The organism is Natrinema salsiterrestre (genome assembly GCF_029502005.1).
GTDB classification, from domain to species: domain Archaea; phylum Halobacteriota; class Halobacteria; order Halobacteriales; family Natrialbaceae; genus Natrinema; species Natrinema salsiterrestre.
Window position 1 is genome coordinate 400,361 of the sequence record NZ_JAMQOT010000005.1, and the last position, 22,087, is coordinate 422,447.

General features: G+C 65.7%; 26 protein-coding genes and 1 pseudogene. 11 read left to right on the forward strand and 16 right to left on the reverse strand.

Going from position 1 to position 22,087, the window contains the following annotated elements:
• Positions 1-90 precede the first annotated feature (90 nt).
• The 3 genes and pseudogenes from NDI89_RS16220 to NDI89_RS16230 all read right to left on the reverse strand — a co-directional run.
• Positions 91-270, reverse strand: a pseudogene (locus NDI89_RS16220) (ornithine cyclodeaminase family protein); the annotation flags it as partial.
• A gap of 65 nt (positions 271-335) precedes the next feature.
• Complete coding sequence (locus NDI89_RS16225; protein ID WP_277522903.1) at positions 336-551, reverse strand: DUF8015 family protein; 216 nt, start codon at positions 549-551, stop codon at positions 336-338.
• Between the two features lie 292 nt (positions 552-843).
• Positions 844-1,269, reverse strand: a complete 426-nt coding sequence (locus NDI89_RS16230; RefSeq protein ID WP_277522904.1) for a DUF3054 domain-containing protein — start codon at positions 1,267-1,269, stop codon at positions 844-846.
• A 200-nt stretch (positions 1,270-1,469) separates the two neighbouring features.
• On the opposite strand from NDI89_RS16230, the gene NDI89_RS16235 reads away from it, so the two are divergent.
• A complete protein-coding gene (locus NDI89_RS16235) occupies positions 1,470-2,213 on the forward strand; it encodes a J domain-containing protein (protein ID WP_277522905.1) in 744 nt (247 codons plus the stop codon).
• Here the strand turns inward: NDI89_RS16235 and NDI89_RS16240 are convergent.
• The 7 genes from NDI89_RS16240 to hisC form a co-directional block, all read right to left on the reverse strand.
• Positions 2,186-2,824 carry a toll/interleukin-1 receptor domain-containing protein gene (locus NDI89_RS16240; RefSeq protein WP_277522906.1) on the reverse strand — a complete coding sequence of 213 codons (639 nt, stop codon included), beginning with the start codon at positions 2,822-2,824 and terminating at the stop codon, positions 2,186-2,188. The genes NDI89_RS16235 and NDI89_RS16240 overlap by 28 nt on opposite strands.
• Positions 2,825-2,894: 70 nt before the next feature.
• On the reverse strand, positions 2,895-3,383 hold the full coding sequence (locus NDI89_RS16245; RefSeq protein ID WP_277522907.1) for a DUF8159 domain-containing protein: 489 nt from the start codon (positions 3,381-3,383) through the stop codon (positions 2,895-2,897).
• A 76-nt stretch (positions 3,384-3,459) separates the two neighbouring features.
• Positions 3,460-4,104: a triose-phosphate isomerase gene (tpiA, locus tag NDI89_RS16250; RefSeq protein ID WP_277522908.1), complete on the reverse strand. Its 645-nt coding sequence runs from the start codon at positions 4,102-4,104 to the stop codon at positions 3,460-3,462.
• Between the two features lie 76 nt (positions 4,105-4,180).
• On the reverse strand, positions 4,181-4,726 hold the full coding sequence (locus NDI89_RS16255) for a multiprotein bridging factor aMBF1 (protein ID WP_307729410.1): 546 nt from the start codon (positions 4,724-4,726) through the stop codon (positions 4,181-4,183).
• 86 nt (positions 4,727-4,812) lie between these two features.
• Positions 4,813-5,427 carry a CDP-alcohol phosphatidyltransferase family protein gene (locus NDI89_RS16260; RefSeq protein WP_277522909.1) on the reverse strand — a complete coding sequence of 205 codons (615 nt, stop codon included), beginning with the start codon at positions 5,425-5,427 and terminating at the stop codon, positions 4,813-4,815.
• Positions 5,424-5,975, reverse strand: coding sequence for an adenylate kinase family protein (locus tag NDI89_RS16265; RefSeq protein ID WP_277522910.1), 552 nt, complete (start codon positions 5,973-5,975; stop codon positions 5,424-5,426). The genes NDI89_RS16260 and NDI89_RS16265 overlap by 4 nt, the downstream gene beginning before the upstream one ends.
• On the reverse strand, positions 5,972-7,126 hold the full coding sequence (hisC, locus tag NDI89_RS16270) for a histidinol-phosphate transaminase (protein ID WP_277522911.1): 1,155 nt from the start codon (positions 7,124-7,126) through the stop codon (positions 5,972-5,974). Before hisC ends, NDI89_RS16265 begins: the two co-directional genes overlap by 4 nt.
• 527 nt (positions 7,127-7,653) lie before the next feature.
• On the opposite strand from hisC, the gene NDI89_RS16275 reads away from it, so the two are divergent.
• Positions 7,654-7,941: a cyclase gene (locus NDI89_RS16275; protein ID WP_277522912.1), complete on the forward strand. Its 288-nt coding sequence runs from the start codon at positions 7,654-7,656 to the stop codon at positions 7,939-7,941.
• Positions 7,942-7,973: 32 nt separating this feature from the next.
• On the opposite strand, the gene ligA is transcribed toward NDI89_RS16275, so the two are convergent.
• Complete coding sequence (ligA, locus tag NDI89_RS16280; RefSeq protein WP_277522913.1) at positions 7,974-9,722, reverse strand: ATP-dependent DNA ligase LigA; 1,749 nt, start codon at positions 9,720-9,722, stop codon at positions 7,974-7,976.
• A 103-nt stretch (positions 9,723-9,825) separates the two neighbouring features.
• Here ligA and NDI89_RS16285 point away from each other — a divergent pair, with 103 nt between their 5' ends.
• Complete coding sequence (locus NDI89_RS16285) at positions 9,826-11,397, forward strand: glutamate-cysteine ligase family protein (RefSeq protein WP_277522915.1); 1,572 nt, start codon at positions 9,826-9,828, stop codon at positions 11,395-11,397.
• An 18-nt stretch (positions 11,398-11,415) separates the two neighbouring features.
• Here NDI89_RS16285 and NDI89_RS16290 read toward each other — a convergent pair whose 3' ends face one another.
• A complete protein-coding gene (locus NDI89_RS16290) occupies positions 11,416-12,813 on the reverse strand; it encodes an FAD-binding oxidoreductase (RefSeq protein WP_277522917.1) in 1,398 nt (465 codons plus the stop codon).
• Between the two features lie 249 nt (positions 12,814-13,062).
• Between NDI89_RS16290 and cofD the strand changes: the two genes are divergently transcribed.
• The 5 genes from cofD to NDI89_RS16315 all read left to right on the forward strand — a co-directional run bounded on the left by cofD (position 13,063) and on the right by NDI89_RS16315 (position 17,147).
• Positions 13,063-14,055, forward strand: a complete 993-nt coding sequence (cofD, locus tag NDI89_RS16295) for a 2-phospho-L-lactate transferase (protein ID WP_277522919.1) — start codon at positions 13,063-13,065, stop codon at positions 14,053-14,055.
• Position 14,056: 1 nt separating this feature from the next.
• Positions 14,057-14,818 carry a tRNA-dihydrouridine synthase gene (locus NDI89_RS16300; protein ID WP_277522921.1) on the forward strand — a complete coding sequence of 254 codons (762 nt, stop codon included), beginning with the start codon at positions 14,057-14,059 and terminating at the stop codon, positions 14,816-14,818.
• 613 nt (positions 14,819-15,431) lie between these two features.
• The gene (locus tag NDI89_RS16305) at positions 15,432-16,283 is read left to right on the forward strand and encodes a triphosphoribosyl-dephospho-CoA synthase (RefSeq protein ID WP_277522923.1); all 852 of its coding nucleotides are present in this window, start codon (positions 15,432-15,434) and stop codon (positions 16,281-16,283) included.
• Complete coding sequence (locus tag NDI89_RS16310) at positions 16,280-16,867, forward strand: DUF447 domain-containing protein (protein WP_277522926.1); 588 nt, start codon at positions 16,280-16,282, stop codon at positions 16,865-16,867. The genes NDI89_RS16305 and NDI89_RS16310 overlap by 4 nt, the downstream gene beginning before the upstream one ends.
• An 88-nt stretch (positions 16,868-16,955) precedes the next feature.
• Entirely contained in the window at positions 16,956-17,147 is a 192-nt protein-coding gene (locus tag NDI89_RS16315) for a 30S ribosomal protein S17e (protein WP_005559773.1), read from the forward strand.
• A gap of 76 nt (positions 17,148-17,223) precedes the next feature.
• Here NDI89_RS16315 and NDI89_RS16320 read toward each other — a convergent pair whose 3' ends face one another.
• Together NDI89_RS16320 and NDI89_RS16325 are read right to left on the reverse strand one after the other, a co-directional pair.
• Entirely contained in the window at positions 17,224-17,466 is a 243-nt protein-coding gene (locus NDI89_RS16320; protein ID WP_277522931.1) for a hypothetical protein, read from the reverse strand.
• Between the two features lie 199 nt (positions 17,467-17,665).
• Complete coding sequence (locus tag NDI89_RS16325) at positions 17,666-17,932, reverse strand: hypothetical protein (RefSeq protein ID WP_277522934.1); 267 nt, start codon at positions 17,930-17,932, stop codon at positions 17,666-17,668.
• A gap of 215 nt (positions 17,933-18,147) precedes the next feature.
• Here NDI89_RS16325 and asd point away from each other — a divergent pair, with 215 nt between their 5' ends.
• The 3 genes from asd to NDI89_RS16340 all read left to right on the forward strand — a co-directional run bounded on the left by asd (position 18,148) and on the right by NDI89_RS16340 (position 20,377).
• Entirely contained in the window at positions 18,148-19,182 is a 1,035-nt protein-coding gene (asd, locus tag NDI89_RS16330) for an aspartate-semialdehyde dehydrogenase (RefSeq protein WP_277522936.1), read from the forward strand.
• A gap of 188 nt (positions 19,183-19,370) precedes the next feature.
• A complete protein-coding gene (locus tag NDI89_RS16335; protein WP_277522939.1) occupies positions 19,371-20,000 on the forward strand; it encodes a helix-turn-helix domain-containing protein in 630 nt (209 codons plus the stop codon).
• Positions 20,001-20,068: 68 nt separating this feature from the next.
• A complete protein-coding gene (locus NDI89_RS16340; protein ID WP_277522942.1) occupies positions 20,069-20,377 on the forward strand; it encodes a HalOD1 output domain-containing protein in 309 nt (102 codons plus the stop codon).
• 93 nt (positions 20,378-20,470) lie between these two features.
• Here the strand turns inward: NDI89_RS16340 and NDI89_RS16345 are convergent, their stop codons facing one another.
• Both NDI89_RS16345 and NDI89_RS16350 read right to left on the reverse strand, forming a co-directional pair.
• The gene (locus tag NDI89_RS16345; protein WP_277522944.1) at positions 20,471-20,902 is read right to left on the reverse strand and encodes a universal stress protein; all 432 of its coding nucleotides are present in this window, start codon (positions 20,900-20,902) and stop codon (positions 20,471-20,473) included.
• 168 nt (positions 20,903-21,070) lie between these two features.
• Entirely contained in the window at positions 21,071-22,042 is a 972-nt protein-coding gene (locus NDI89_RS16350; RefSeq protein ID WP_277522978.1) for a D-2-hydroxyacid dehydrogenase, read from the reverse strand.
• Positions 22,043-22,087: the final 45 nt, after the last annotated feature.

The following is a 22,087-nucleotide window of genomic DNA, read 5'->3' on the forward strand; positions in this document are numbered from 1 at the left end:
AACGGTCGGTCCCAGTCAGCGCCTCGTTCGCCGGGCGAAATCGATCGTCGTTCCCGGCCCCTGCCCCGTGCGGTCGTAGAGCAGGGTCTCGAGGATGGTGGCACAGCTCGTAAACGGTCCGGCGGAATCGCCCGGAGGGTACTTCGAACGGGGCTGGGCGGCGGCACCGTTTCCGCGCTGGCGATATCCCTCGCGGACGGCGTCGACGTATTCGGCCACTCTCGCGACGTCGGCGACAGCGTCACTGGACAGGAATAGGGCGTCAGTCACGGCGGATGGCACGAATCGGAGACGGGAAAAGAACTGAAAGCAAGGGTCGAAAGACAGACTGGAGATCAGTCGGCGTTCATCGGCGGCCGCGCGGACCGAGGCTCGTCGGCGGTGTCCGCCGGCGTGTTGACGAACATCGCGTGGCCGATGATGCCCATCGCGACGAGCGAACCGAGCGGTACCGCCGCAGTCAGCGAGATTCCCACGGTCATCAGGGCTGCGGTGATACCGAGCAGTGCGACTGGGATGAGGCCGAGAACAATGTCGTAATATCCAGTCATAATCTAACCTATAGTAGGAGGAATTCCCATATAAGTGTTTCCCATAATCGGCCCGTGGTAGATGGGTTTCTGACTGGCATCCAATACAATGGATGTCCATAACTTATGAAGTAGTTATTTTGCTACGGAGAGCGATATTTCGCGGTCTGAATTATCAGGTCGATCGAGATACAGGCGGTATCAATCGGTTTGAGTGCCTTTAATCGCCAAGCAGAGGGAGGACACCCAAATAAAACATGCCGTATGAGTCAGAACCAGTATGCGCTCCGGTTCCGAGCGACGGCGAGACGGGTCACTCCGTCGCAGCGAAGAGCAAAGAATAGCCGAGTCGCCATCCCATCAACACGACCAGAACGGAGGCGGTTATGACGACCGGGAACGGCCACGTCGTCCCGCCGTCGAACAACGGGGACCCCCGGATCATGAGTCCGACGTTGGCGGCCGCGATCCAGGTAACGGCCGTCACGCGGAGCCCGTGACCGCTCAGTGGACTCTCGAGCGTGTACACTCCCGCGAGCAGTGCAACGGCGAGCCAGCCGACGACGAACGGTGCGATCGTCCCGAGGGATCCGACCGGGTCGGCGATCGGATCGCCCCCGTGATCGATGTATCCGTACAGAACCATCCCGGCCACGAGAACGACATCGACGAGTCCGGCGACGACACGGTGACGGTCGGGTGCGCTGTCACGGACCCCGGTCTGAACTGCGGTGTCCATACCCGACCTCGGTACGGGGGCCCTATTGATGTCTCGGTTCTGCCCGATCACCGGGAACGAGATCGATCGGTGGCGAGCGGCGGTCCGGGTCGACAACCGTCCGTCTCACTTTCGATCGGCCGAGAGCGAACCACGATACGAATCGATCCACGACTGTCAGAAGAAGAACTAATATACGACCACCTCGAACCGAACGCGTGATGGCTGTGGTCAGCGAACATCGGGTCGACTGCGACGGGTGCGGCCGAATGGTTGCGTTCGAGGAGCTGACACCAGTGACGATGCCGGACGGCGAACAGGTCGTGTGCTGTCCGGAGTGTGAGCCCCACGCCAGAGCGACCGCGCGGAACGAGAACTCGCTCGACCAGCGACGGGACGCCTGCGACGGCTGTACCGGCACCTATCTCACGGAGGACCTCGAGGACGTGGTGCTCAAAGACGGGACCGTACTGACCTGTTGTCCGGAGTGTGCGGCCGAAGCCCCGGACGGTGACGACGCGGCCGCCGGAGACGGGACGGCAGGTACTGCGACCGGTTCGAAGGCGACGACCGACTCCGACCGGACCGCGACCAGATGGACGGCGACGGCCGAGTCGGACCGCTCCGCCACCGACGACACCGACGCGGACGAAACCCTCTGTAGCCAGTGTCGAGAGTGGGTCTCCGAGGAACGCTTTCGGATCACCACGATCGACGATCGGACGGAGACGCTCTGCGCCGACTGCAAGGCCGACGCCGAGGAGAAGGGGATCGTCGCCGACGTCGCCATGCGAGAGACGCGAGCCCGCGAGGTACTCGGCGTCGATGCGAACGCGAGCGACGGCGCGATCCGCGAGGCGTTTCACGAGCAGGTGAAACGCGCCCATCCGGACCGGGAAAGCGGGAGCAAATCGGCGTTCAAACTCGTGAACGAGGCCTACGAGCGGCTCCGGGTGGACGACTGAGCCGTCACGCCGTCCTCGCGGCCGACGAAACCGATCGTCGCCGGGTTGAAGTAGTACCTCGAGCCACAGACCGTACACGACGTCGTCAGGTGTTTGCCGTGGCTGTGAAGTTTCCAGAGTTTCGTCTGCCCCTGCTCAAGTTCGAGCGTTACCGGCTGGTCACAGTCGGGGACCGTACACGGGAACCGAATGTACCAGTTCGGGACCGACAGCGCGCCCAGCGGAGCGAGCTCGCTCCGGAGCCGACACAGCAGGTTGAAAATCGTAAACGTCAGATTGTTCCGATCGATCGCCACGCCCTCGACGTCGCCGATGAACCCGCGGCGATTGCGATCCTCGTCGTGGAGCGGCAGAACGGGGATGCCCTTGGCCACCGCGTAGCCGATCTCCTGATTGATCCACCGGTTCTCGGCCGCGTCTTCCGTTAGCACTGCGACGACGACGTCACTGTTGGCGAGTCGGCCCTCGAGTCGCGTTCGCGACCGGCCGGACTCGATCTCCTCGAGCGCGATGTGGACGCCGAACGGGAAGTTCTTGACCGTCGAGAACAGATCCTGGACGAGTTCGAGATCGCCGGGCGCATGAGAAACGTACACCTGTTCTCCGGTCATTGAGTCGTCTACGATAAGCAGGTTTGTGAGCCATTATTAATCTACCTCTCTTTCGTATTTATTGCCGCTCTCATTCGCTCTGGTGATGTTTTACGGTTGTCAGCACGCGTTCGGAAAATTCGACCTGCGAGAGGTCGTCCCCGAGTCGGTCGAACCACTCGCGTTCGACGTACCACCAGCCCCGGACGTCGCCGTCGGTCGTCACCGACGTCACTTCGAGGCGACCGGGCGTCCACTCCCGTTCCTCGCCGACCTCCAATAGCGTCCGGAGGACGGCTCCGACCTCGTTGCTCGTCACACCCGGCGCGTCCGTGACGGCTTCGTACTCGAGTTCGATTCCGGCCCCGTCCTCAGGTGTCCGTCCGTGCGGGTCGGTCTCCGCTGCGGACTCGTCCGCGGTCGTCTCGGCCGCCACATCGTCCATCCAGGTGAACGACGTGACGTAGTAGCCGTGGCTCATCAGTCTGTTCTCGAGCGCGACGCCCACGGGTCGCTCCCCCGCGTCGGTCCCGTCGTCGACGTCGGCCTCGCTCCCGGTTTCGGGCCCTTCGTCAGTCATACGCTCACGTTCGACGGGAACCGAGAAAAGTCGGTCGGCACGACCTCCGCACCGTCGATCGGCGTCGGCACCCAGCTCAGAGGGGTTCGACGAGGTTCTCGAGCGCCGCTTTCGGGTCGTCGGCCTTCGCGACGCCGCTCGCGAGCAGGACGCCTTCGGCCCCGAGTTCGCCGGCCGCGACGACGTCGTCACCCGTACTGATACCGGCGCCACAGAGGACCGACACCTCGGAGTCGACGTTCGCCGCGGCTTCGACGGCCCCTTCGACGACCTCCGGGTCGGCCTGGCTCACCGGCGTTCCGGTTCCGATAAGTGCGGGCGGTTCGACGGCGACGGCATCGGGGCCCAGCGCCGCGGCCGCACCGATCTGGGCCGGGTTGTTCGCACAGACGACCGTCTCGAGATCCGCACGCTGGGCCGCCCGAACTGCGCCATCGATGTCGGCCAGTTTCAGCCGGCGCTCGGAGTGATTGATGAGCGTCCCGACCGCGCCAGCCTCCGCGACGCTCTCGGCGAGGGTGTGGCCGGTGTTGCTCCCGTGCTCGATCGAGTCGACGTGCTGGGCCCAGGTCTCCGCGCCCGTGTCGGCGACGCGCTCGAGGTGTGCCGCCTGCGGCGCGACGGCCAGACGGGCATCAGTGGTTTCGTTGACGTCGCGAACGGCGTCCGCGACTGCGACCGGGTCGCACGGATACGTCTTCAGGTTAACGAGGACGAACATATCGGCTACCCCACTCGCGGGTAAGAAATAGCTTGCGAGTCGGGGACGCTATCGAGGACGGACCCGACGATCGGACTCAGTCCTTGCGCTTGACCACGTCACCGAGCGTGTAACTCCCGGACGAGGAGCCACCCGACCACTCCGAATCGTCGCCGGAGCTGCCCTCGGCGTTCAGCGAAATTTCGAGGAAGTTTTCGAGTTTGGACTGGACCTCGTCGCTCGGGAGCGTATCGCCGCGTTCGATCTTGCGGATCAGACTGGCCTTCTCGTTGAGTTCGTTCGCGAGATCCGACTGACTGAGCCCCTCGTTCTCGCGGGCGTTGCGGACGCGATCGTCGTAATCGGTCGCGAGCTCGTCCATGTCGTCGAACATGTCCGAGCGGCGCTGGCTCGAGCCGCCCGAACTCGATGAGCTCGCACTCGATCCCGACGACTGGCCGCCCCCACCCGACGAGGACGAACTCGAGCCGGTCGAGTACTTCGTCGACCCGCTCGAACTCGACGTGTCTTTGACTTCAGTGCCGAAGTCCGTGCAGTTCGAACACACGTCTAGCTTCGCGCCCTCGACTTTGATGGTGTTCGGGGACGACGTCTCGGCCCCACACATCTCGCACTGAACCATGTCGACTCCTATATCGCGGTGAGGGATAAAGTATGCGGCGTGGTTTCAGCCCGTAGAAACCCCCAGTCAGCGGGCGGAGACGGGGATTACTCGAGAGCCGCCCAGGAATAATAGAATCGCTGAAGCGCGGTCAGGTGCCCGACGACCGCGAGGAAGACGAGCAACCAACCCACGAGCGTGAACCCCCCCAGTGTCGTTCCCGCCAGCGGATAGGCCAGGAAGCCGGCGATCCCGATGATCGCGAGGCGGTCCGCCCGGCCGACGAGTCCGCCGTAGACCCGATCGAGGCCGACGGCCTGAGCCTGCGTGCCCAGATACGACGTCATGACGACGCCCGTGACGGCGAGGAACCCGAGCAGATAGTTCTCGACCCCCGCGGCCAGCCCCGCGATGACGACGATGTCCGCGTACCGATCGAGGACGTGATCCAGCAGGTCGCCGCCGGCCGAGGCCACCTCCTGCTCGCGTGCGAGCGCGCCGTCGACGATATCGAGCCAGCCGTTCAGGAAGACGAGCACCGCCGCCGCGACGTACCAGATTGGAGCCTCGAGCCCGCCGAGTGCGAACGCCACCGCGGCCAGAACGGCCATTCCGAACGCGATCACGCTCACCCCGTTCGGCGTCATGCCGACGCGGTCGAAGCCCTTCACGAACGGGTCGAGGAACCGCGAGACGTACGGCCGGAATTTGTCGAGCGTCACGTGAGATACCCCACGAAGTCGACCTCGCCGGCGCTCGGGTCGCGCTCACCCGCAGCGACCGCTTCGAGTTCGTCGGCGACGGCTTCCGGATCCCGGTCGGTCGTGTCGACCTCGTAGACCGATTCGAGGCCGTGTTCCTCGACCGCCTCCGAGAGGATCACGTCCAGTGCTTCGCTCTCGGCGTTCTCCCTCGCTTTCGCCTCGGTCTCGCCGCGTTCGAGCAGCCGCTCCTCGAGCGTTTCCGGCTGACACCGCAGGACGACGACCCGGTCGGCGTCGAAATGGTGGGCGAGGTGGGATTCGATCAGGACGTCGTCCCGCCCCGCGAGCCACTCGCTCAGGGCCTCGAGGTCGGCGACCTTGCTCTCGCGGTCGGCGTCGACCTCGGTGTAGAGCGCCTCGTCCTCGAGGACCCGGTTGAGATGGATTACCTCGAGATCTGGGGCGGCTTCGTCGTCAGTTTCCTCGGCGGCCGTCGAACGGGATTCGTAGCGGTCCGTCGCGGTCGTCTTTCCGGTTCCGGGCGTACCGGTGACGGCGACCCTCATGAATCGGCGACCTCCGCGTCGGGATCTTCGACTCCGTCCGTCGGTTCCGTCTCGAGGTCGAAATCCTCGAGAACCTCGTTCAGCGTCGCGACGGCGCGCTGGGTCTCGTCTTCGGTCCCGCAGGTGATGCGGATACAGCCCGGCAGGCCGAAACTCGAGCAGTCCCGAACGATGACCCCGCGCTCCTGCATTTCCTCGGCGACGGCCGAGGCGTCCCCGACGGCGACGAGGACGAAGTTCCCCTCGCTCTGCCAGACGTGGGCATCGATGTGCTCGCGCATGTACGCGCGCGATTCGCGGGTCGTCTCGACGGTTCGCACGACGTGTTCGTCGTCGTCGACGGCGGCGAGGCCGGCCCGGCAGGCGAGCTCGCTCGCCGCGAACGGCGTGTTCACGCGGGTGTAGGCCTCGCCCCACTCCGCGGGGACGACGGCGTAGCCGAGTCGAACGCCGGCGAGCCCGTAAGCTTTCGAGAACGTCCGGAGGATCGCGACGTCGTCGCGGGCCTCGAAGCCGTCGCACCCCTCTATCAGCGCGATGGCGCTGTCGCGGTCGGCGAACTCGCCGTAGGCCTCGTCGACGGCGATCAGCGTCTCGTCGCCGGTTTCGTCGGCGAGTCGCTCGAGCTCCGCCAGCGGCATCGTCGAGCCGGTCGGGTTGTGCGGGCTGGTGATCCAGATCACCCGCTCGCCGTCGTAGGCCTCGAGCACCATCTCTGCGTCTTGCTCGAAGTCTTCCTCTCGCGAGACGGAATACTCCCGAACGTCGCCGTGGTGGAATCGGGAACTCATTCCGTAATAGGCGAAGCCGGGCGCGGGGACGAGCACGTCGTCCCCCGGCTCGAGGGTCGCTCGATGGAGGTAATCGATCGCCCCGTCGCCGCCGTTGGCCAGCCAGACTTGCTCGTCGGTAACGTCCCAGCGATCGGCGACGGCGCTCGTGAGGTCGGCGTGAGCCGCTTTCGGATAGGAATTCACGCTCGAGGCCGTCTCGCGGATGGCGACGGCCGCGGCCGGCGAGGGACCGTGCGGGTTCTCGTTCGAGGCGAGTTTGATGAACTCCGAGGGATCGCGCCCGAGTTCGCGGGCGACCTCCTCGATGCCTCGACCCGCCTCGTATGCGACGTGATCGGACAGGTCGCGCGGTTGCATACGCGAATCCTGTTTCCCACGGCTCTTAAGAGTGATTACATGTGGTGAGTCGCTCGACGCCGACCATCAACCTGCGGTGGCGCACGCGGAGCCGTGACGAGCGAACAGCGAGTCTCGGCTCGAAATCGTGCGAGGGACGAGCGAGGGAACGACGTGACCGAGCGAGTCGGCTGGGGAGGACGTGGAAATCCCTAGCGTCCGCGATAGCAGAACGCTTTCCCGTGAGTTCTCGAGACAGCACCGGTCGAGTCGACGGCCCTCGATCACCACTGATTTCGTAATCGCTCGAGGCACCTGCCACCGTCCTGTCACTCGGGACGGCTCGAGACGGCTTGCGAACCCCGTCGCAGTTATAGTAGTCGTTGACAGTCATTGTACTCCCGCTCGCGAATCAGCGGCCAGCACGACGGGTGCTGGCCGCTCGAGTGCGAGCGGTGCGTAAATCGGTTCACCGACTACTATAGCAGTCACCGTCGGCAGAACACAGTACCCTCATTTACGGGGACCGAGCGTCAACACCGCGACCGATGGTTTACATCCACGCCCGCCACGAAGTCGAAGATTACGAGCGGTGGGAACGACACCACGAGGCCAACGCCGAGACGCGTGCGGCCCACGGCTCGCTCGGGACGCAGGTGTTTCGCGTGGACGACGATCCGACGACGCTCGTCCTCGTTCAGGAGGTCGCAGACGACCGGCTCGAGGACCTGTTGACTTACTACGAGTCGGACGAGTTCGACGCACTTCTCGAGAACGCGGGTGTGATCGACATGGATGCGACCGTCGCAGATCTGGTTCACCGACAGGATGCCTGAATTCGACCCGATGGCGGGATGAAATCTCCTTCTCAGTCGCTCTGCAGTCGTTCCAGCCGCTCGAATGAATCCGCATCAGCCGGATCCTTGTCGGGCCGCACTCCGACGAACCGCGGGAACCGCAGCGCGTAGCCCGACGAGTACGTCGGCGACGACTGGATCTCCTCGTAGCCGACCTCGAAGACGACCTCGGGTTCGAGCTCGACCTCCTGTCCCTCCTCGGCAGTGATGTGGGACTCGAGTAGCTCGGTCAACTCTTCGAGTTTCTCGTCGGTGATCCCGGTCGCGACCTTGCCGACGGTTTCGAGGGTGTCTCCAGCGCGCACTGAGAGCTCGAACGTGCCGAGGAAAGTAGCGCGTCGACCCTCGCCCCACTCCGCACCCGTCACGACGCAGTCCAGCGTCTCCACGTCCGGTTTCCGTTTTCGCCAGTGCTTCCCGCGCCGCCCCGGCGAGTACGTCGAGTCGGGGTTCTTGAGCATGATCCCCTCGTGGCCCGCCTCGAGGGCCTCGGCGTCGATCGACTCGATCTCGTCGGGGTCGTCGGTGCGCCAGAGCAGCGACAGACCGTCGATATCGGTATCATCGACGGCGTCGGCATCGCCGTCGGCGCGGCCGTCGACCAGCACCGAACGAAGCCGGTCGTGGCGGGTGGTCAGCGGCTCCGCGAGCAGATCCTCCCCGTCGGCGTGCAGACAGTCGAAGAAAACCGGTCGCACGGTGACGTCCTCGCGGGCCTTCGCGACGTCGTGTTTGCGTCGGAACCGCTTGAGCACTTCCTGAAACGGCAGCGGGGAACCGTCCGCGTCGATCGCGACGACTTCGCCGTCGAGGATCGCGGCCTCCTCGAGGTGGGCCTCGGCGAACTCGACTACTTCCGGGAGGGCGTCGGTAACCTCCTCCATGTTTCGCGAGAAGACGCGGGTCTCGGCCGCCGAATCCTCGGATACGTCCGGATCGTGGTGCAACTGGATCCGGGCGCCGTCGTACTTCCACTCCACGGCGGCTTCCTCCCACTCCTCGAGCGCGTCCGTCACCGTCCCCGCCTGTGCGAGCATCGCCTGGACCGGCCGGCCTACGTCGAGCACCATCGAATCCAGCCCCTCGAGCCCGTCGTCACGGGCGATCCGTGCGACCCGTCCGTAGTCGTTCGAGACCTGCAGAGCGCGCTCGACCCGATCCGTGGGGACGTCGAATGCGTCGGCGATGGCGTCCCGAACGGTCCCCTCGCCCACGCCGATGCGCATCTCCGAGAGCACGATGCGCGCGAGGTAGCGCGCTTCCTCGCTCGAGCAGCGATTGAACAGCCCGAACAGCAGGTCGACCTTGCGGTCCTGGCTCCCCGATCCCTCGGCGGCCGCGAGCTCCTCGAGCGTCTCGTAGACCTCGCGAACGGTGAGATCGCCGCCGTTGCCGTCGCTTCCACCGCCGGTTCCACCCGTGCCACCGCCGGTGAACGCACCCAGCCCCTGCTGGCCGCCGAAGTCGTAGCTCGCGGCCACGTCGCCGATCTCGCCGACCTCGGCGAGGCGGTCCTCGACGTCGTCACTACTCACGTTCGTCCCCGCGGCGCGGGCGATCGCCTCGTAACACGCGCTCGGCCCGATATCCAGCGTCGTCGAATCCCAGGCCGGAAACACGCGTCCCTGAACGAAGCGAGCGGCGACCTCGAGGTCGGATCCGGCGTCCGCGATCAGGTCCCGAACGTGAGCGATGACCTCGAGATCGGCGGGTTCGGCCTCGATCGTCCCGGCGCGGTCGGCGAACGTGGCAAACTCCATCGGCGACGTGTATCGTCGCGGGGGGTAAAACGGTTCTGAGACCGCTCGCGCATCCTCGCTCGAGTGACGTGCTTTAAAGGCAGTCGGCCACTCACTCGGAGGTATGCCAGAAGAGGAACTCGCCGCACGGGTCGCGGACGTGCTGGGGGTCGACGCCGTCGACTTTCGCGAGCGAGCCGAGGCGGACGCCGAGGTGATCAAAGACGCCGTCGAGGAGGGGGTCTTCGACAACCCGCAAGCCATCATCGGCCTCGAGTACGAGTTCTACGCGGTCAAGGCCGACGACTGTACGCTGCGGCGGGTTCCGCGCCGACTGCTCGAGTTGATCGGGTTCGAGAAGGAACTGGGGCTGCACAACGCGGAGATGACGACGAGTCCGCAGCCGCTGAACGCCCACGGGCTGACGGCCCAGGAGTCGGAGGTCAAGGCGCGCCTGCGGACGGCGCTCAACGTCACCGATTCCGAACGGATGCGATTAGTGAGCGACGCCCTCTGGACGATTCCGCCCGAGGGAGAGGAGGCGGGCACCTACCTCACCGACAGCGTCGAGCGGACGGCAACCACCCCGGACGGGACCGACCGGCTGATCAGGATCGCGACGAACATGAGCGACTCCGCGCGCTATCACGCGATGGCCAACACCGATCAGGCCGACTCCGCGGGGATGCGCATCGAGGCCCCGAACGTCTCGCTGCAGGGCGATACCGTGATGCCCGAGAGTCTCATCACGTCCATCCAGCCCCACTATCAGGTCGCCCACGCCCCCGATCTGCCCGACTACTTCAACTACGCACTCCGGATCGCCGGCCCCCTTCTCGCGCTCGGCGTCAACTCCCCGTTCTTCCCCGCCGACCTCTACGACGACGACGCGAGCGCCGACGAGATTCTCCGGGACGCCTGGATGGAACACCGCATCAGCGTCTTCGAAACCGTACTCAACGACCCCACCACGGGCGAAGGGAAGGTCCGCTTCCCGCACGACCTCGAGACCGTCGACGAGGCGATCGACCGAATCACCGGCGACGATACCATCGTTCCCATGCCGGTCGACGGGGGCGAACGGTTCGACGACCAGTTCCCCCACTTCAGCCGCAAACACGGCACCTACTGGCGGTGGATTCGCCCGGTCTTCGGCGGCCCGACTCGCTCCGCGGCCAACGCCCGCATCGAGTTCCGGCCGATCCCCGCCCAGCCCACGGTCCGGGATTCGGTCGCCTTCCTCGCCGCCTTCGCCGGCCTGATGGAGAGCCTGACCCGCCTCGAGCACCCCGTCGTCGAACTCGACTGGCAGCTCGCCCGGGGGAACTTCTACGCCGCGATGGTCGACGGCCTCGAGGCCGACATGACCTGGATCACCAACGACGGGAAGGAGACCACCGACAGCCTCGCGCTCTACGAGGACCTGCTGGCCCACGCCGAGGACGGCCTGACCAACCGCGGGCTGAGCGAGGAAGACGCCGCGAAGTACCTCTACCCGCTCCGACGGCGCGTCCGGCAATCGGTGACACCCGCGAGCTGGAAGTGCGAGCAGGTTCGCGACGCCCTCGAGGACGGCGCGGCTCTCGAGGAAGCGATCGCGACGATGCAACGCGAGTACGTCAGTCGGCAGTCCGAAACGTTGCTCGAGGGGAGCTTCGCGGACTGGATCGGCGACTGGCGTGCCGAAGGCGAGTAGCAACGGCCGAAAACGAGTTTACCGGGCGGGGGCGACGTTCTGGTTCATCCGGAACAGGTTCTCCGGATCGTACTCGGCTTTGATCTCGGCCAGCCGATCCTGGTTCTCCCCGTAGGCGAGGGACTCCTCGCCTTCGTCCTCGCTGATGAAGTTCACGTAGACGCCGCCGGTGGCGTAGGGAGCCATCGCGTCGAAGAACTCCCGGGACCAGGCGATACATTCGTCGTCCGTCGCGGGGTCCTCCCAGCGCGTGTGGACGTTCATCGCGTATTCGGCGTCGCGGTGTGGGTACGCCGTCGCGTCCGACGGCACGCGCGCCATCTCGCCGCCGATCTGTCCGAAGAAGATCTCGGACAGCGGCGTCGGCAGATCGGCCGCGTACTCGACCGCGGTATCGATGGCGTCGTCTGAGAGTTCGCTGAAGTTGTGCGATTTCCAGTAGTTCCGGGCCCCTTCCGTGAGCAGCGGGTCGAAGGCCTGCTGGAACGCCGCGTACTGGTGGGGGCCGACGGCATCGGCGATCGGATCCCCGTACTCTCGGATCGGGGCCAACACCTCCTCACCCTCTTCCGTGTCGCCGGCGTAGAACGTCACGACGAGGACGACGCCGACGCCGTGGACGTCCTCGGGGAGGAACGGGAGCGGCGGTGCCTTCCGGAGCACGACCCAGACGGCGGACTCGTCCGGCGCGTTCTCGTTGAAGTCCCTGACGTGTCGGATGACATCCGGTGCGTCCTCGCCCGCGTAGACGACCGGTCCGGAGAGTATCTCGGGGCCGACCTCGTGGAGATCGAACTCGAAGGTGGTAACGACGCCGAAGTTGCCACTGCCACCACGGATTCCCCAGAAGAGATCCGAGTTTTCGTCGTCGCTCGCGTGACGCAGTTCGCCGTTTGCGGTGACGATATCGACGGAGCGCAGGTTGTCCACCGTCATTCCGTACCTGCGGGTCAGCCAGCCGAAGCCGCCGCCGAGCGTGAGCCCCGCGACGCCGGTCGTCGAGTTGATCCCGAGCGGCGTCGCCAGTCCGAACGCCTGCGCCTCGTGGTCGAAGTCGGCGAGGGTCGCCCCCGCTTCGACTCGAGCCGTTCGTTCCTCTGGATCGACGCGAACCGAGCGCATCATCGAGAGGTCGAGCATCAGCCCGTCGTTACAGACCGCCTTCCCCGCGATGTTGTGTCCCCCACCGTGAACTGCGAGCTCCATGTCTTCCTCGCGAGCGAGGTTCACCGCTGCCATCACGTCCGAAACGCCCATCGCTCGAACGATCAGTGCCGGTCGTCGGTCGATCATCCCGTTCCAGACGGCTCTCGCCTCGTCGTAGTTCGGATCCCCGGGGCGGAGCAACTCGCCGCGGAGCCCCTCGCCGAATCCATCTATTGCACCCTCGTCTACGGGCGTCGTCGTTACTGCCATGATTACTCAGTGTTCATACGCTTCGTGCGGAGATATAGTTATGCATGATTAATAATTAAGATAGGTCCGGGGGCGAGAGAGACTCGAGAACGGGGGTGACAGGACGCGACTCGTGGGAAGCGATCTTCGAGCGCCAACGATCTGAGACGGTGACACGGAGCGCGACGAGTCCGACGCGTCTCGTGCCAGGGATCGACGTGCTCGGAGCGGCCGAAAGCGATTAAGTACCCACGCTCGAGAGGTGTAGGTATGGTAACCTTCCTCTCCGGGGGCACCGGAACGCCGAAGCTGCTAGACGGTGCAGCCGCCGCGTTCTCGCCGGAGGAAACCACGGTCGTCGCCAATACGGGCGACGACATCGAGCTCGGCGGGCTCTTCGTCTCGCCGGACGTCGATACGCTGCTGTTTCAGGGCGGTGGGATCCTCGACCGAGAGACGTGGTGGGGAATCAAGGGCGACACGCACCGAACCAACTCGGCGCTGATGGACATCGCCGCGGCCGCGGACCTCCCCGAGGGTCCGCAGTACCTGCCCGAGGACAAACAGACCGAGAGCCGTGAGCTCGCGAACTGGCGGCGCTTCTCCGGCGTCGCCGAGTTCATGACGATCGGCGATCGCGACCGCGCCGTCCACATCACGCGGACGAGCCTCCTCGACGAGGGCCACACGCTGAGCGAGGCGACCCAGCGGCTCGCGGACGGGTTCGGGCTGACCATCGATCTGCTGCCGATGAGCGACGATCCCGTCGCCAGCCTCGTCCACACGGACCAGGGACTCATGCACTTTCAGGAGTACTGGGTCGGTCACGGCGGTGAGCCGACCGTCGACACGGTCGAATTCCGCGGTTCTTCGAAGGCCGAACCCGGGCCGGGCGTCCTCGAGGCGCTCGAGGAGCCCGTCGTCATCGGCCCCTCGAACCCGGTCACCAGCATCGGCCCGATGCTCGCGCTGCCGGGCGTCGCGGACGCGCTCGCACAGACGACGGTCGTCGCCGTCTCGCCGTTTCTCGGCGACGACGCCTTCTCCGGGCCCGCGTCCGCACTCATGGAAGCCGTCAACGCGGATCCGAGCACGGAAGGGCTGGCGACCGCGTATCCGTTCGCAGATGCGTTCGTAATCGACGAGAACGACGACGCCGAGTTCGACCGCCCGGTCGTCAAGACGGACATCGCGATCGACTCCCGAGCGGACGCCAAGCGAGTTGCTCGCGCAGTCAACCACGCGATCGAGAACCTGCCCTGAGATGGCCTCGACGCTGCCCTTCGCCCCGCCGCTCGCGCTCGCGAGCCTGAGCGGCGAGGCCGACGCCGACTGGGCCCGTGCCGGCGCAGCGTACGCCGGTGCCGCGTTCCTCGGCGGTATCGCCCTCGACGCGGACTCGAGAGCCGCCGCGCGCGAACTCGTCGACCGCGATCGCACCGAGTTCCTGCCCGACGATCCGCTCGCGTTCGTCGACCGCGAACTCGAGGCGCTGGCAGACGCTCCGATCCGGCCGGCGTTCAACGTCCGGAGTGCGACCGTCGATCCGATCCCGGCGGCGGCCGAGATCTGCCGGGATCGAAGCGCTCTCCTCGAGATCAACGCCCACTGCCGACAGGACGAGCTCTGCGCCGTCGGCTGCGGCGAGACGCTCCTGCGGGACGGCGAGCGGCTCGCTGGCTACGTCGAGGAAGCCGCCGAGACTGGCGCGACCGTCGGCGTGAAAGTTCGGGCGGAGGTACCCGGTGTGGACCTGCCGACGCTGGCCCGGAGCCTCGAGCGCGCTGGCGCGGATTTCGTCCACGTCGACGCGATGGACACCGAATCCGTCGTCGCCGACGTGGTCGACGCGACCGACCTGTTCGTGATCGCCAACAACGGCGTCCGCGACGACCAATCCGTCCGCGAGTACGTCGAACACGGTGCGGACGCAGTCAGCGTCGGTCGGCCCAGCGACGACCCCGCCGTGCTCGAGCGGGTCGCCGATGCGGTCGAACGGCACCTCGGAGCCGCCGCGAGCCGGTAGCCCTGAGACGGGTCGTTTCCGGCCCGCTTCACGGTCGTATCCGTCATTGAGTACCGAATCGTAGTCGGGCCGACGACAGTTTTTGGTATATCGGGAGACGAGAACGTCTGGTCCGCGAGACCACGAGGCGGCGGTTCCTCACGGCGACAGGCGCGACGGTTGCGACAACAGGTATCGTCGGGACGGCCAGCGGAGCCGGTCGCGGGACGTCGACGTGGAACCCCAACGCCACGCGATACGCGGCGTTCAACGTCATCGAACTCGAGACCGAGCAGGTCCAGGAACCGGGCGACGGGCAGGCGGAAGCCGCGGCTCGGATCGTCCAGGAGGTTCGCCCGGACGTGCTGGTCATCAACGAACTCACGAACAACATGCAGGAGGGGAAGCGAACGGATCGGACGAACATCGACGCGTTCGTCGAGAACTACCTCTCAGTGCCCCAGCGCGATGATCTCGAGGGAATCGACTACCCGCACACGCTACAGCCCGAGAGCAATACCGGCGTTCTTCCCGATCAGGCGTACGACTTCAACGAGGACGGCGACCCCGTCTCCGGTCCCTCTCGACCCACAACCCCCACCCCTAAGCCGTCCCGGGACGCACGGGGACGTATATGCGATCACCGGCAGGGAACGCGGAACTGGCGTTGCTCCTCGAGGTCGCGGGGACCCCGAAACCGGGGAACGTCGACCGACACCGAGACCTCGCCGACCTGCGGTTCGAGCACTTCCTCGCCGGGGCGGTGGGGGCTCGCGAGGGGCTCGAGCTGGCGGCCGACGGCGCGGCGGTCGGGCCGGCGTTCGAACGAGCCGTGGAGGGGATGGCCGCCCAGGAGGGCGGCAACACCCAGTTCGGAGCGCTCCTGTTGCTCGTTCCGCTCGTCCGAGCCGCCCGCGAGGATCTCGCACCGCCCGTCGCGGAGTCCGTCGTCCGGGAGACGACCGTCGGCGACGCGGCGGCGTTCTACCGCGCGTTCGAACACGTCGACGTCGCCGTGGCCGACCCGCCCGACGACATGGCGACGCTCGACGTCCGCCGCGGTGCGGACGCGGTTCCGGCGCTCGAGGAGCGGAGGCTGACGCTCTTCGATATCATGGACCGGAGCGTCCCCGGCGACGACGTCGCTCGGGAGTGGACCGCGGGATTCGACCGCTCGTTCGCGGCGGCCGAGCGCCTCGCCGAGCTCGACGGACCGATTCCCGATCGAACCGCCGCCGTCTTCCTCTCCGCGCTCGCCGAGCGACCGGACACGCTCGTCGCGACGAAGCACGACGAGGCGACCGCTCGAGAGGTGACCGAGCGCGCCGCGGAACTGGTCGCCGACGATGCGCTCGAGCGGGACCGGGACGCGGTCGAAACCTTCGCCGACGAGCTCGTCGACCGGGGCGTCAATCCCGGGACGACGGCCGACATCGTCGCGGCCGGGTTGTACATCGCGCTCGAGCACGAGGCGATCGAGCTATGAGCCGCGACGTTGCCGCGGAGACCGCGGAGTGGCCGGTCGCGCTCGCCGGCGTCACCGAGTCGGTCGTGACGACCTTGGGACCGAACGGGCTGTGGAACGCCGCCGCGCTCGGCCTCCGCGCCGGCGATCGCGTCACCGCTCGGACGTGGGGGAACACCCGCACCCGCCGGAACTTCCACCGACGCGGCGAGGGCTACGTCCAGTTCGTCGACGACCCGGTCGCGTTCGCCGACGCCGCCCTCTCGATCGTCGAACGCGAGGAGCCGATCCTCGAGTCCGCGACCGCCTGGGCGCGCGTGACCGTCGAACCGGTCGATACCGGGACCGACGGCGAGACGGACTGGGAGGAGTGGACGCTACAGCCCGTCGAGGCGGCGATCGAGCGCGAAACGGTCCCGACGATTGACCGCGGATTCGGCGCGGTCGTCGAGGCGACCGTCGCCGCGTCGCGACTCGAGGTCGACGAGTACGACGAGCGCGAGCTCCGGGACCGCCTCGCGTACTGTGCGTCCGTCGTCGACCGCGCCGGCGGCCCCCGCGAACGCGAGGCGCTCGAGCGCGTACGCGAGCATTCGGCGTGGTAATCGTCGACATCGAGTACGCGAGATGTAATCGGGAGCCCGGAGCAGCAAAGAGAAAGGGATTAAGAGCCTCTGGACGGAAACACCCGATATGGCAATCAAACCGGCCTACGTCAAGAAGACCGGGAACCTCCTGCTCGAGCGGTACCCGGAGGCATTCACGACCGATTTCGAACAGAACAAAGACAGCGTCACGAAGCTCACGAACGTCGAATCCAAGGGCGTTCGTAACCGCATCGCGGGCTACGTGACCCGGAAGAAAGGCGCGGAAGTCCCTGCATAAGTCGATTTTTCACCTCGATCGGTAGCCGTCTGACCGAGAACAGCAACGTGTATGCTCGAGGGATAGCCGACGGTCTTTACACTGGTGTGTCCGACTGGACCGTGTACGTCTTCGCCTTCTCGTAGCGCTTGTACAAGTAGATGACCGGGAACGGAACGAGAAGCACCGTCAGCAGGTACCTGCCGCGGCCGGCGGTGAATCCGACGAGTACAGTCGCCATCAGAATCGACACGTGGCCGTACATCCAGAGCCACCGCTTCATCGATTCCCAGTCACCGTACAGATACGTGTAATAGAACGATTCGATACGCTCGATCATAGCGAACGGACGGAGAGCCAGTCAATTAAATGTCAGGGCGAGATGGCGGAACCAGACGGCAGTGGAATCACTCTCCATCGGGCACGCCGGTCTCCGAATTCGACTACTGTCTCACCGTTTTCGACTCGAGATCCGCGTAGAGAATGGCCCCGTTGCGGACAGCGAACGGCCGCGGACCAGCTGCGAACTCGCGTCGGCGTTACTCGTCGAACCCGGGTTCCATGTAGACCGCGGCGATGGCCGCGACGAGCGCGATACCGAGTGCGAACAGCAGTCCGACGACGCCGGTCAAGATGGACAGATCCAGACCGATCACCGGGAGCGATCCGTCGTTGTACCCCGTCCAGGCGAAGACGACGCCCAGCAACACCGCGATCGCTGCGATCGCCGCGGCACCCATGCTAAAGCGGGTCTCGAGCAGCCCTCGATCGCTCGTACTCGCGGTCGAACTCGTCATCGGGACCACCTCTGGCCTGCGGCCTCGAGTCGATCCTGTCGGTAATGCATCGGTCGATAGCTGGCGCTCCCGTTTCTTAACATCTTCTATCCGTTTTCAGCGGCTGCGAGTGACGACCCGTCAGAGCGCGTTGCCGGATCGGGACCTCGCTGGTAACTACGTCGATTGACACCTGCTACCGAAAACCCAAACGGTTTTGCGGACACGACTCGGAGTGGCGGAAAATGGCAGTACGAGTAGGCGTACTCGGTGCGACCGGCGCTGTTGGACAGCGACTGATTCAGCTCCTCGACCCCCATCCGGAGTTCGAGATCGCGGCACTGACCGCGAGCGACTCCAGCGCCGGCAAGACGTATCGACAGGCAGCGAAGTGGCGCGTCGACAGCCCGATCCCGACGGACGTCGCGGAGATGACCGTCACGGCGACCGAGCCAGACGCGGTGCCCGACGACGTCGACATGCTGTTCTCGTCGCTCCCCTCGAGCGTCGGCGCGGCGGTCGAACCGGGGTTCTGTGAGGAGGGCTACGTCGTCTCCTCGAACTCCTCGAACGGCCGCATGGACGACGACATTCCCCTCGTGATCCCGGAGGTCAACGCCGAACACGTCGACCTGCTCGAGGTCCAGCGCGACGAGCGCGGCTGGGACGGCGCGCTCCTCAAGAACCCCAACTGCTCGACGATCACGTTCGTTCCCACGCTCGCGGCCCTGACCGACTTCGGCCTCGAGAAGGTCCACGTCTCGACCCTGCAGGCCGTCTCCGGCGCGGGCTACGACGGCGTCAGCTCGATGGAGATCATCGACAACGCCATCCCCTTCATCGGCAGCGAGGAGGACAAGCTCGAGACCGAGTCCCGCAAGCTGCTGGGCGAGTTCGACGGTGCCGAATTGACGCACAACGGCATGGACGTCGCGGCCTCCTGTAACCGCATCCCGACCATCGACGGGCACCTCGAGAACGTCTGGGTCGAGACTGAGGAGGAACTCACCGTCGACGACGCCGCCGATGCCATGCGGGAGTACCCGTCGCTCGATCTGCGGTCCTCGCCCGACCCGCTGATCCACGTGTTCGAGGAACCGGATCGGCCACAGCCCCGACTGGACCGCACGCTCGGTGACGGAATGGCCATCGCCGCGGGCGGGATTCAGGAATCGCCCTTCGGCCTGCAGTACAACTGTCTGGCTCACAACACGATCCGCGGTGCCGCCGGCGCGAGCGTCCTCAACGGCGAACTCCTGCTCGAGAACGGCTACATCTAGAGCTGACGGGATCGATCGTCGATTTCTCAGTGGACGATACGGCTCGAATTCTACCTGTACGGGACAGGGGCCCCGCTCGTCGATATCGGTCATTCGACGAGGAGAGAGTCAGTTTTCCGCGTCTCTCACCTCGGCCGTCGGTGTAGTATACAAGTATCGGACTCGTAAGCGAAGCGAGTGAGTCGCCTATGTCCCTGATCGTCGAGTTCGAAATAGCGACACCGATCCTTCGGCGGACGGTCGAGGCTGCTTCCCGGATCGACATCGAAGAGATCTACCAGTCCGAGACGGGCGAAACGAAGCTGCTCTGCTGGGCCTACGGTGATTCCCTCGCGGATATCGATGCGGCGATCGACGACGACGATACCGTACGGACGTACACGCTCATCGAGGAGCCCGGCGACCGCCGGCTATACAGCGTCACGCTGTCTGAACTGGGGGAAAATCATCTGACATATCCGACGGCAGCGGAGTACGACATCGGATACCGTGATGTCACGGTCACGACGGATACGGAGATTCGTGCCCGCGTTCCGTCGCGGGAAGCCCTGTTCGCCTATCGCGACGTCTGTCGCGAAAAGGACATTCCGTTTCGAATCCAGCGAATATTCCGGGAATCGAATCGATCGAGCGATCGCTACGACATTACCGATCGGCAACGGGAAGCGCTGCTGGTCGCCCTCGAGAACGGATACTTCGACGTACCCCGCGGGACGACGCTAACCGCGGTCGCTGAGCGGCTGGATATCTCCGATCAGGCCCTGTCCGCCCGGCTTCGGCGTGGCCAGGCCAACCTCCTTCGCAGCACGGTCGCATGACGATCCCCGATTTAAAACGTTGACCATCCAATCGTGTTCGCTTCCCACGTCGGTCCGATAGAGAGGGTATGGAAACTGAATCTTCGACCGGCGGGCCGCGACTGCAAAACGAGACCACCATGTACCAGTCCGATCCGGATCAGCCGCTCAGTGAAGCAGTCCTCGAGGCAATCGCGTCGGAATCGGGGCTGGACGTCCTCGAGCTCGCGGACGAGTTCGGCCCGCTGTACGATTCGATCGATCCGAACGCGCTCGATTCGCTGTTTCAGTCGACTGCGACCGCGGAGCGGTCCGTCGGCTCCGTCACGTTCGAGTACGCGACCTATCAGGTCACGGTCGACCAGACGGGCTGTGTGGAACTCTCGGACCAGCAGTAGAGGTCGGGCTCGAACGACCGATACCAAGTCGAAGAACCGAGGCCGGCAACCGACTGATTCTGTTTCGAGTCGTATTCGTACAGAGTCGTCCGTTCACCCGTCGTTTCGTGGCAACGCGACCACCGGAACCGAGGCCTCCTTCACCAGTCGACGAGCCGTATCGCCGGTGAGCAGTTCCACGAACCGGCTTCCGTCGCGAGGCTCGAAGACGACGGCGTCGACGTCCCGCTCGAGCGCCGCCTCGAAAATCGTCTCGACGACGTCGGTACCGAAGAGGATCGCCGTCTCGACGGTTCCGTCCCGCCCCTCGAGCGGTCCGCGGGTGCGCTCGAAGATTTCTTGGGCGTACTCCTCGCGCTGCTCCACCGACGCCTTGTCAGGCGCGCCGCCGGCCTTCTCGATCACGTTGACGACCAGCACCGTACTCGAGGGGGAGAGATACGGTGCGAGCGCCGCCGCGGTCCGCTCCCCGTCGTCGGGATCGGCCACGGGGACGAGAACCGTCCCGTCGAACGTCAACGACATGGATCGCCTCCGGGCGCTGCGCCGCGTCCTGCTCGAGCGGGTCGATCGGCCAGTGATAGGTCCATACGCGTGATTCGGCGCAGGGAGTCAAAAAGGTGCGTCGAACGGCTTCGCGGAGACTCGAGCGGCTGCCGGCGGGAGCAAACGTGGATCGGACGTGGATACCGATCAGGGCAGCACCTGATTCTCGAAGGCGGCGTCCGATCCCGACTCGTCGAATCGGCGGACGTTTTCGGCGACGATGTCGGCCAGCCGGCTGTAGTAGTTCGGCGTGTGGCCCGCGTTGTGGGGCGTGATCTGGACGTTCTCGAAGTTCCACAGCGGGTGCTCCTCGGGCAGGGGCTCGGGATCGGTGACGTCCAGCGATGCACCGCGGATCCAGTTCGAGCGCAGCGCCGCGACGAGCGCGTCCGTGTCGACGACCGGCCCGCGGGCGATATTGATCAGTACCGACTCGGGATCCATCGTGACGAACGCTTCCTCGTCGATCAGTCCGCGCGTCGTCTCCGTCAGCGGACACGCGAGCACGAGGTAATCCGTCCGCGCAAGCGCGTCGTCGAACGCCTCGTCCCCGAACCCGACCACTTCGTCCGTCGGCCCGCCCTTCTCGGGTGTGTAGCGCACCCCGATCGTGTCGACGCCGAAGGGCTCGAGGCGGTCGCAGACGGACTGTCCGATCGCACCGAGACCGACGACGGTGACCGTCGACCCCTGCAGTTCGGTGGCCTTGTAGTGGCGCCACTCGCGGCGGCGCTGGCGGCGCGCGCCGACGTGGAAGCGGCGCGTGAAGTACAGGATCGCGCCCAGCACGTGTTCACCGATGTTCGGTCCGTGGACGCCCGAGGCGTTCGTCACTGCGACGCCTCGGTCCGCGAGTTCGTCGAGGGGGAGATGTCCGGTACCCGCGTAGGCACACGCGAAGACTTCGAGGCTGTCTGCGGCCTCGAGCAGGTCGTCCTCGAGGGTCATGCCGGTGACGAAGCGGGCGTCCCGAATCGCCGCGCGCTCTTCGGCGGGCGTTCGCGCGAGCGCGACGGTGTGGTCCGGCAGTCGGTCCCGGATCGCGTCGGCGTACTGTTCGATCGGCGTCCCGTGGGTTCCCTTCCGGAGGACGAGCACGTCCGCGTCGTCGTCGGTCATGTCCGGAGCGTCGGTCGGTGCGATCAAAAGGGTTCGTCTCGCGGC

Excerpts from the sequence above, each read along its gene's own strand:
- NDI89_RS16235 (WP_277522905.1), top strand. The coding sequence starts at position 1,470 with ATGGCTGTGGTCAGCGAACATCGGGTCGACTGCGACGGGTGCGGCCGA.
- NDI89_RS16230 (WP_277522904.1), bottom strand. The coding sequence starts at position 1,269 with ATGGACACCGCAGTTCAGACCGGGGTCCGTGACAGCGCACCCGACCGT.
- NDI89_RS16305 (WP_277522923.1), top strand. The coding sequence starts at position 15,432 with ATGCGATCACCGGCAGGGAACGCGGAACTGGCGTTGCTCCTCGAGGTC.
- NDI89_RS16240 (WP_277522906.1), bottom strand. The coding sequence starts at position 2,824 with ATGACCGGAGAACAGGTGTACGTTTCTCATGCGCCCGGCGATCTCGAA.
- NDI89_RS16285 (WP_277522915.1), top strand. The coding sequence starts at position 9,826 with ATGCCAGAAGAGGAACTCGCCGCACGGGTCGCGGACGTGCTGGGGGTC.
- NDI89_RS16290 (WP_277522917.1), bottom strand. The coding sequence starts at position 12,813 with ATGGCAGTAACGACGACGCCCGTAGACGAGGGTGCAATAGATGGATTC.
- NDI89_RS16340 (WP_277522942.1), top strand. The coding sequence starts at position 20,069 with ATGGAAACTGAATCTTCGACCGGCGGGCCGCGACTGCAAAACGAGACC.
- tpiA (WP_277522908.1), bottom strand. The coding sequence starts at position 4,104 with ATGTTCGTCCTCGTTAACCTGAAGACGTATCCGTGCGACCCGGTCGCA.
- NDI89_RS16245 (WP_277522907.1), bottom strand. The coding sequence starts at position 3,383 with ATGACTGACGAAGGGCCCGAAACCGGGAGCGAGGCCGACGTCGACGAC.
- NDI89_RS16265 (WP_277522910.1), bottom strand. The coding sequence starts at position 5,975 with ATGAGGGTCGCCGTCACCGGTACGCCCGGAACCGGAAAGACGACCGCG.
- NDI89_RS16225 (WP_277522903.1), bottom strand. The coding sequence starts at position 551 with ATGACTGGATATTACGACATTGTTCTCGGCCTCATCCCAGTCGCACTG.
- NDI89_RS16335 (WP_277522939.1), top strand. The coding sequence starts at position 19,371 with ATGTCCCTGATCGTCGAGTTCGAAATAGCGACACCGATCCTTCGGCGG.
- cofD (WP_277522919.1), top strand. The coding sequence starts at position 13,063 with ATGGTAACCTTCCTCTCCGGGGGCACCGGAACGCCGAAGCTGCTAGAC.
- asd (WP_277522936.1), top strand. The coding sequence starts at position 18,148 with ATGGCAGTACGAGTAGGCGTACTCGGTGCGACCGGCGCTGTTGGACAG.
- NDI89_RS16345 (WP_277522944.1), bottom strand. The coding sequence starts at position 20,902 with ATGTCGTTGACGTTCGACGGGACGGTTCTCGTCCCCGTGGCCGATCCC.
- ligA (WP_277522913.1), bottom strand. The coding sequence starts at position 9,722 with ATGGAGTTTGCCACGTTCGCCGACCGCGCCGGGACGATCGAGGCCGAA.
- NDI89_RS16350 (WP_277522978.1), bottom strand. The coding sequence starts at position 22,042 with ATGACCGACGACGACGCGGACGTGCTCGTCCTCCGGAAGGGAACCCAC.
- NDI89_RS16275 (WP_277522912.1), top strand. The coding sequence starts at position 7,654 with ATGGTTTACATCCACGCCCGCCACGAAGTCGAAGATTACGAGCGGTGG.
- NDI89_RS16315 (WP_005559773.1), top strand. The coding sequence starts at position 16,956 with ATGGCAATCAAACCGGCCTACGTCAAGAAGACCGGGAACCTCCTGCTC.
- NDI89_RS16255 (WP_307729410.1), bottom strand. The coding sequence starts at position 4,726 with ATGGTTCAGTGCGAGATGTGTGGGGCCGAGACGTCGTCCCCGAACACC.
- NDI89_RS16300 (WP_277522921.1), top strand. The coding sequence starts at position 14,057 with ATGGCCTCGACGCTGCCCTTCGCCCCGCCGCTCGCGCTCGCGAGCCTG.
- NDI89_RS16310 (WP_277522926.1), top strand. The coding sequence starts at position 16,280 with ATGAGCCGCGACGTTGCCGCGGAGACCGCGGAGTGGCCGGTCGCGCTC.
- hisC (WP_277522911.1), bottom strand. The coding sequence starts at position 7,126 with ATGCAACCGCGCGACCTGTCCGATCACGTCGCATACGAGGCGGGTCGA.
- NDI89_RS16320 (WP_277522931.1), bottom strand. The coding sequence starts at position 17,466 with ATGATCGAGCGTATCGAATCGTTCTATTACACGTATCTGTACGGTGAC.